Source organism: Rubritalea sp. (assembly GCF_039830215.1).
In the GTDB taxonomy this organism is placed as follows: Bacteria; Verrucomicrobiota; Verrucomicrobiia; order Verrucomicrobiales; family Akkermansiaceae; genus Rubritalea.
In genome coordinates, this window is sequence record NZ_JBDOPO010000195.1 from 1 (window position 1) to 6,959 (window position 6,959).

Consider the following 6,959-nt stretch of genomic DNA (forward strand, 5'->3'; position numbering starts at 1 on the left):
GATTACTAGGGGCTTAAGTAGGTGGGAGTTCTAGATTAAGCGTAAGCGCCATCAATCCAACAAAATGTATACCCAAATATACCCATGAGTGCATCTATCCAATCATCTGAAGTTACTGAAACAGCAACAAAGGTCACTAAGGATCTTGAATCACAAAAAGGAACGAGTACGCGATTACAAGAGTTCGGTATCAAATCTCCTAACCAGCGGGCTAAAAATTTTGTGTTAGATACAAATGTGCTGCTCCATGACCCAGGGTGTTTGAACAGATTTGCTAACAACCACGTTTGTATTCCCTCAGATGTTTTATCTGAGCTAGACAGATTCAAGAACGAGCAATCTGAGCGAGGTGCGAATGCTAGGCAAGTTCACCGGAAATTGTCTGAAATATTCGGGACGTCTGAACAGGTCACTCAAGGGGTTGAAACAGAAGGGGGAGGTACAGTAAGGTTAGTCATTTACGATCCCACATTCTGTATAGAAAATTCAGAGATTTTAGCTCAATTTCTGAGGATTTTCCCCAATCGAGAATTGGTCGATCATCGCATTCTAGCGGCAACCTTGCTATTGGCTGAGCACAATAGCTCGCCAGTAGTGTTAGTTACCAAAGATCTTAATATGCAGCTAAAGGCACGCGCGGTACACATTAACTGTCAGGATTATCTCAACGATAAAGTTGACCCCAGCGAGGTATCGAACTACGACATGCGATCAGTGGAAGTTGAACCTAGTGAACTGCAAAGGTTTGCCAGTGCTGGACATCTAGAGATAGAGCATGGGAGAAGGCGGGGGGTGGTTCTTAATCAATATGTGCTGCTAGAAGCTGGGGTGAAGCAAACAATGCCAGCGCGCCTTGATTCGGAAGGTACTTTTGTTAGGTTACAAGTGCCTAGTGTTCTCAAAATTCCTGATGGCCACCACCTGAAGCCATTAAATTTGGGGCAAAAATGTTTGATCGACGCCTTGCTGAATCCAGACATTTCTCTAGTTACTTGCTATGGTCAGGCGGGAACAGGAAAGACATTGGTTGCGGTGGCTGCAGGCTTAAGTGAGATGTTTAACCGCGAGTATAATGGGATTACTATTAGTCGACCAGTGGTAGCCATGGGTGATACGATCGGCTTTTTGCCGGGTGATTTGGATGACAAGATGCGCCCTTGGTTGCAGCCAATTTATGATGCGCTAGAATTACTCATGTCAGCGCCAGCGCACACTAGCCAATCACCTCGACGTAAGCAAGTGAGGAAGGATTCGGCAAGTAAAGATGCGACAAGCACCAAGCCGTGGGAGGTTCTTATCGACCAAGGATTGATCGAAATTGAAGCTCTGTGCTACATACGCGGCCGTTCTATACCAAACCGTTTCTTTGTTCTAGATGAAGCCCAGCAGCTTACTCCTTTGGAGGCTAAAACGATAGTGACTAGGATGTCCAGAGGTTCAAAGCTCATTATGGTGGGGGATCCTGCGCAAATCGATAATCCTTATGTGGACAGTCGGAGTAACGGGTTAGTGTACACACGGAACCGTCTGAAGGGGCAACCATTCACCGCTCATGTTTCCCTTTCCCGTGGTGAACGTAGTCCATTAGCGGAAGCTGGTGCGCAGTTGATGTAGCGGTTTATTCTTTAAAGAAGCGCTGGAAATTGAGCTCTAACTGCTCAGCCAGCCTTTCTTTGTTTTCACCCATCATCTCAGCGAATCCGGCAAAAATTGCGCCGAGGTTTGCTGGGTGATTCGCTTGATTTGCAAGTGGGTGGCAGATCCATTTTGTCGGTGGATTCATATGCGGCGCATCGGTTTCTATCAAGATTCGTTCGCGTGGTAGACTGCGGAAAGTTTCTTGGACGCGCATTTTGCGCTGTCGCAGGAAATAGCCAGAAAAGGAAAAGTAAGCACCACGTTTTGCCAGTTGCTTAGCTACTTCAGCCGAGCCACTAAAGCTATGAAGGAGGAAGCCGCGAGGAGGTGTGGGAGTTTTTTCTAGCGTCTCTAATAGCCAACCCCACGCTTTAAGTATATGGATAGATATCGGGAGGTTGCTCTCGCTAGCTAACTGTAACTGAAAAATAAATGCGTCTTCCTGAGCTTGCTTGCACAGACCTGTCATCCAGCGATCGAGCCCGCATTCTCCGATACAGGAATTGTGATGCGAGTCAATTTTCTCTATCAGGATTTCTTTCCAGCCATCTCTGACATCTGGAGTTCTCCATGGATGTAGGCCAAATGATGGGGTGATTATTTCTGGGTAGCGATGTGCGAGCTCGCTTACTTCGTCCCAGTCGTCAGGGCTCGTCCCATTGACTACCATTTGCTTGACCCCTATCTCTTGTGCCTGCTTTACAATGGTATCACTGTTAGCCATCAGTCGTGGAGACTGGAGGTGGAGGTGCGCGTCTTGCAAGCGTGATTGGAGCATGGGATTATATGCTCAAATTGACGAGCTTCTCGGCGGATGCACTGTAGGAAGCAAGTGAGGCTGATTCGACAGTGAGTTCGGATAAAGGAGCTGAGTAGATAGATTTTTTGTCCGTCGGTTTCCTGTAGCTTAGGTCGTAATGGTCGACTAGGATGGATTGGAGAAATGATTCCCAGTCGGCATTTGCGATCTGTTCTTGCCACTGGCGGACTTGCTTGTCACCTCTAAGGCGTTTGAGTACCTCGAGGAGTTCAGTGAGTGCAGTTGGGTTTGCACAAAAATGCGGGTAGTCCTCACGGAGAAGAATGCAACGTTCAGTGATCGAGAGTTTGAGCTCTATGAGTTTACTTTGACTCAATTTTTTCCATAGGACTGGTGGGCAATGGACATTGCCGATGCGGTTGCTTTCAGCTTCGGTCCATACTTTTTTCGTCGGGTCGTGGGCTTGTAATGTGTGCCAGAGCCTGGTTTCGAATTGTTTTTGGCTAGGTTGCTCACCTACTTGTGGGCTGCCAAGAAGTGATCCCTTGTGGTTAGCGAGACCTTCAAGGTCGAGAATTTGCTCGCCACGTTTTTGAAGAGCGTGTAGCATGCGGGTTTTACCTACGCCTGTTAGGCCAGACAGGACTGTAAGTTTCATGGGCGTTTCTGTGAGAATCCGATTGAGGTCATCAACAATAAATTTTCTGAACGAGCGGTACCCACCTTTGAGTAAATACGCTTTGAAGCCTATCGAGCTCAGAATATGGGTGAGCGATCGTGAGCGCATTCCCCCACGCCAGCAATAGAGAAGCGGGTTATAATTAAGCTCTTTGTCGGCGAAGTGCCCAGCTAGGGCTTTTGAAGCGTTGGCTGCTATCAATCCTGCGCCAAGTTTACGCGCTTCAAATGGTGACTCGTTGTAGAGTGTACCAACGGTCACTCTTTCTTCGTCATTGAGGACCGGTATATTGATAGATCCGGGGATATGATCAATTGCGAATTCTGAGGGGGATCGGACGTCGATGATCTCAGCGTGAGTGCTCAGGTCGCTCGGTAGGGTGATGGAATCGAGAAAGTACAAGAGATTGCTGGATGAGATAGTTTAGAGACAAAAAAGCGCTCGGTCTCCTTGGTGGTACCGAGCGCTCTTAAGGGAACGATTGTTTAGCGGATGCCGAGTTCTGTTTCTCGCTGTTCGACTTGTTCTTGAGTGGTCCTCTCTGACTGCCAAGGTGTGCCTATGACTGGCTCTTGGTAGATGATGTCTCCACGGGCATCACGTACGGTTTGCTGCATGCATGAAGTGCAGGGCAGAGTCGTGAAAGCAGCTACGAGGCTGAGGATGATAAATTTCATAATTAGAGGTATTTTCTTAAAGTCAGGTGTTAGAAAGAATACCCGAGATTGATTCCGATGAAAGGTGATGGGTCGTAGTCTTCTCTAGTGATCCGATTGCCTTCAGAGTTATCTAGTAAAACATCATTAGCAAGTCCGACACCCGCGATGAGAGAAGTTTGGATATTATCAGTGGCTTGCCACGTCAATACACCAAAGACTGTTATGCTGTTATCCTCACCGATACCTTGTTTGCCATTAGTGATGGAGTCATCTAGGCGGAAGCGTAGACGTTCGGATCTACCCCCGAATGTGAAACGTAAGTCCTCTTTAATTTTCCATTTGACTGATATACCTGGCCCGAGTGACGCACCAACGATTGGACCAGTGGTGAGACTTAGGTTTTCGCAAAATTGCCAATCAACAACAAGAATGGGAAAGATGCTAGCGCTGTCTTCCAGTTGTCCTATATATCCTACGCCAGGTCCCATAGTAAGTGTGTCACTGAATTTATAGGACGCACCAAGTAGGGCTCCTCCTGAAATAGAGTCCCCAAACTTAGCACCACTTTCTCCAGAACTTCTAATGTTAGGAATGGCAAAGAGTTTCCAGTTATCTGCGAATTTCCAGCTTAGGAACGCTCCCACATTAGTCGTGTGTATGTTGTCCCAAGGGCTAATTCCAACGAAACTACCTGGGGTTCCCCCAGTGAAATTATAGGAGTGAAGTTGGTAGGATGCTGTTAGGGCGACCAATGTCTCGTCGTCACTATATAAAGGGACACCTCCAGAAATGTGGAAAAAATGTTTCGAAATATCGCCGCCTCCATCAACATCGGCTGCGAAATCATAAAGGTAGCCAGTCTGAAATGGAGCTACTTCCATTGCATAGGAAGAGCATGCAATGGAGGAGGTGAGGGTGACGCTGAGAATGAGTTTTTTCATAGAAATTATTGGGTGGTAAATTACTTTCTGATCTCCCAAATCTCGCAGATTTGGTTGTCGAGAGCTTGCTTGGAGAAGCGATCAGTTTGACCGAGGAATACTGCACGGGTCTTACCGCCTTTGACGTGTTTAACGATAGAGGCAATAGCTACTCCACGCTTTGCTGAGAGGAGTTTATTGTTTATTTTGTCTCCAGTTTCGGAGGCATAACCAACAACGAGGAAGAACGAATCTGGTTGCGCGGCAGTGAGTGTGGCTAAAATTTCAGAGCGGTCTTTGTCGTCTACTTCTGACGAATTGGTTTTGAAGCGAATGGAGCGAACCATGTAACTGTTGAGTTCGCTATTGATAAGTGCGTATGCTTCAGCTAGTTGTTGAGGGTTAAATTCTTCCAGTTTTTCTAAAGCCTTATAGAGGCGTGAAGCTGCAGGGTGGAGTTCATCAACTGACTGAGCGTAAAGGCTGTCGTAGTCATTAGCGGCACGGAGTCGCTGGAGTTCGCTTCTCATTTCGTCATTCTCAGCTCGCATTCTCTCCACCTCACTAGAGTTTACAGCACCCACGAGTTGGACTTCGAGATCTGCAATTTTCTTGTTCAGCTTTTCGTTCACAAGCATGGTCTCATTAAGTGATGCTCTAAATTGGGCAACTGTCTCAGGAGTTGGGCGGCCGCTAAGGTCGCTGATTTGCTTGTCGCGCGCAGCAAGTTTGGTTTTGAGGGCTTCAGTTTCTTGTTTGAGATAGGCTATATTTGCTTGTTGGCTCTGGGTCTGAGCCATCTGTGATCGCAATTTTCCGGCTTCGTCACTGAGAGATTGGTTCATTGAAACCGCAGCTTTTAGGTCGAGTTGAGCCTTAGTGAGTGATGCCTCTTTAGCACTAAGAGCAGTTTGGAAGTCTTCAATGTTAGTGCGCAATGCCATAGCGTCGCGGCTGATGCGTGAGCTAAGTTCATCAATTGAGCTAGTGTCGGCAGGAAGAACAATACCTAGAGATTTGAGCTCCTGTTCTTTGTTTGAGACACTTTGGCGGAGTTCTATAAGTTTTTCCATGCTTACTCCGCTTCCTGAGGCAGCTTTACCTTGTTGCCTCATGTTGAAGATCATCATGAGGGCTATGATAGCTAACATCGCTATGACGATCATGATTAGCGTACTTTGATTAGTCGCTGGGGCAGGCGTGGGTGTGGAAGATTTCTCTGACATTAGAAGCTTGGGTTGGGTATTGTAGGTGTGGGCTAGTCTTTAGATAATTATAAGTGGGGCGGCAAGCATAGGTTTGGCGCTGAGCCTATTTCCTCAATATTAGGGTATTGAGTGGGAGATTTGGGTTGATGTCACAGCTCATATCAGAGAATTCATTTCTGAGGAATTTATGTAGTCCTACGAAAGCTATCATTGCGGCGTTATCAGTGCTGAGGTGTGGGCTGCAGATAACGAATTTCATGTTGTAGCGGCTACAGGCGTTGGCCATCGCGTCTCTGAGTGCTTTATTGCAGGATACTCCGCCTGACATGGTGATACGCTCGGCTTTTACCGACTGAGCAGCCTGAATGGTTTTCTTTACGAGGACGTCGATCACTGCTGCTTGGAAGGACGCGCAGATGTCGGGTAGTTGTTCGGCAGTAGCTTGGCCAGTCTCAGGGTTGAGTTCTGAAATGGTGTAGAGTACGGCTGTCTTTAATCCTGAGAATGAGAAGTCGAGGCAGCCTCGCTTCATCATTGAGCGAGGGAGGTTGAAGGCTTTAGGGTTTCCGTCGCGGGCTGTTCGTTCGATTTCTGGTCCACCTGGGTAGGGGAGTCCTAGCATCTTAGCCACTTTGTCGTATGCTTCACCGGCTGCGTCGTCCAAGCTTTTACCTAGCAACTCATATTCGCCGAATTGCTTAGTGTGTAGAATCATTGTGTGACCGCCAGAGACGACCAGTGAGATGTTCGGGAGGATTCCGTTGTCCCCAGAAATGAAGGGGGAGAGTAGGTGACCCTCCATGTGGTTGATCGATATGAAAGGCTTGTCCGCTGCAACAGCCATGGCTTTTGCAGCTGTGTGGCCAATGAGTAGGGAAGAGGCTAGTCCGGGACCGGCGGTGGCTGCGAACCCGTCAAGTTGTTCAAGAGTAATTCCAGCGTTCTGCAGGGCAGCGGAGATAAGAGGGGGTAGTGCGAGCGAGTGATTCCTCGAGGCGAGTTCTGGGACGACACCTCCGTATTCGCGGTGGATTGCAATTTGTGAAGAAATCTCAGAGCTGAGAACTTCAGCTTGATTTAAGCTTCCACGTAGTA

7 protein-coding genes are annotated in these 6,959 nt (G+C 47.6%); 1 reads left to right on the forward strand and 6 read right to left on the reverse strand.

Translation table 11 applies throughout. The annotated features are described in order from the left end of the window. Positions 1–84: 84 nt before the first annotated feature. Complete coding sequence (locus ABGY95_RS06375) at positions 85–1,614, forward strand: PhoH family protein (RefSeq protein ID WP_347440856.1); 1,530 nt, start codon at positions 85–87, stop codon at positions 1,612–1,614. Between the two features lie 4 nt (positions 1,615–1,618). Here the strand turns inward: ABGY95_RS06375 and ABGY95_RS06380 are convergent, their stop codons facing one another. The 6 genes from ABGY95_RS06380 to tsaD all read right to left on the reverse strand — a co-directional run. Continuing rightward, the gene (locus ABGY95_RS06380; protein ID WP_347440857.1) at positions 1,619–2,416 is read right to left on the reverse strand and encodes a TatD family hydrolase; all 798 of its coding nucleotides are present in this window, start codon (positions 2,414–2,416) and stop codon (positions 1,619–1,621) included. 4 nt (positions 2,417–2,420) lie between these two features. Beyond that, positions 2,421–3,479 (reverse strand): tRNA 2-selenouridine(34) synthase MnmH, encoded by a 1,059-nt coding sequence (mnmH, locus tag ABGY95_RS06385; protein ID WP_347440858.1) that lies wholly within the window; start codon positions 3,477–3,479, stop codon positions 2,421–2,423. Positions 3,480–3,562: 83 nt separating this feature from the next. Continuing rightward, positions 3,563–3,754 (reverse strand): hypothetical protein, encoded by a 192-nt coding sequence (locus tag ABGY95_RS06390; protein WP_347440859.1) that lies wholly within the window; start codon positions 3,752–3,754, stop codon positions 3,563–3,565. A 29-nt stretch (positions 3,755–3,783) separates the two neighbouring features. Beyond that, positions 3,784–4,677 (reverse strand): hypothetical protein, encoded by an 894-nt coding sequence (locus ABGY95_RS06395; protein ID WP_347440860.1) that lies wholly within the window; start codon positions 4,675–4,677, stop codon positions 3,784–3,786. A 20-nt stretch (positions 4,678–4,697) separates the two neighbouring features. Continuing rightward, positions 4,698–5,882 (reverse strand): hypothetical protein, encoded by a 1,185-nt coding sequence (locus tag ABGY95_RS06400; RefSeq protein ID WP_347440861.1) that lies wholly within the window; start codon positions 5,880–5,882, stop codon positions 4,698–4,700. 85 nt (positions 5,883–5,967) lie between these two features. Then, a partial coding sequence (tsaD, locus tag ABGY95_RS06405) for a tRNA (adenosine(37)-N6)-threonylcarbamoyltransferase complex transferase subunit TsaD (RefSeq protein WP_347440862.1) occupies positions 5,968–6,959 on the reverse strand: 992 nt, incomplete at its 5' end.